1 protein-coding gene and 1 pseudogene are annotated in these 818 nt (G+C 70.7%); both read right to left on the bottom strand.

The window, feature by feature from the left end; genetic code table 11:
* Positions 1-399: NAD(P)H-dependent flavin oxidoreductase (locus tag DM995_RS19100; RefSeq protein WP_198669501.1), on the bottom strand; the 399-nt coding region annotated here is incomplete at its 3' end.
* Positions 400-818 (bottom strand): annotated as a pseudogene (locus DM995_RS19095) (acyl-CoA thiolase); the annotation flags it as partial.

Below are 818 nucleotides of genomic sequence, written 5' to 3'. Positions count from 1 at the left end.
ATCCGCGCCCGCCGCCGCCGCCTTGCGCCCTAGGGCCACCGAAATCACGTCCGCCAGCACGATGCCGCCATAGCCATGCACCGTCTCTACCGCCGGAGCCGGGCTGCCCAGCGCGGTGATGACGATCGGCGGCTTGTGCTTCGCGATCAGCGCGAGGTCATCGGCCAGCCGCTGGTTGCTGCTGTGCGTGACGAGATTCGCCGCCCACAGGCCGGGCGCGCCTTCAGTCTCCGCCGCGATGCGCGTCATCCAGGCATCGAGGTCCGCCGCCGTGCGGCAATTGGGCGTGGGAAAGGCCCCGATGATCCCCGAGCGCGCCGCCGCGATCACCATTTCGGGGCCGGACACCAGGAACATCGGCGCGGCCACAACCGGCAGGCGCAGTTTGTCGATCAGCATTCAGATACGCTCCACTATGGTCGCGACCCCCACGCCCTGCGCCCCGGTCGCGACGACCAGCCCTAAAGTGCCGCCGGCGTCGGTCAGCGCGTCGACCAGGGTCGAGAGCAGCACGCCGCCGGTCGCGCCCATCGGGTGGCCCTTGGCGACATGGCCGCCGCTGACATTGACCCTGTCGGGGTCGGGCGCGTAGTCGCGCAGGAACTTGGCGTGCGTGACGGCGAAGGCCTCCATGAACTCGATCCGGTCCATGTCCGCGAGCGTCAGGCCCGCCTTGGCCAGCGCCGTGTCCATCGCGGCAAAACCGGCGGTAAGCGAGTCCCAGGGATCGCCGCCGACCTCCTGATGCGCGACGATGCGCGCAATGGCGCCCTCGCGCGGGCCGATCAGCGCCAGCGCCGCACCGTCGGTCATCGGCG

The organism is Blastomonas sp. UPD001 (assembly GCF_003426715.1).
Lineage (GTDB): Bacteria > Pseudomonadota > Alphaproteobacteria > Sphingomonadales > Sphingomonadaceae > Blastomonas.
Note: the sequence above shows the minus strand (reverse complement) of the source record. Positions and strands in the feature narration are given on the sequence as shown.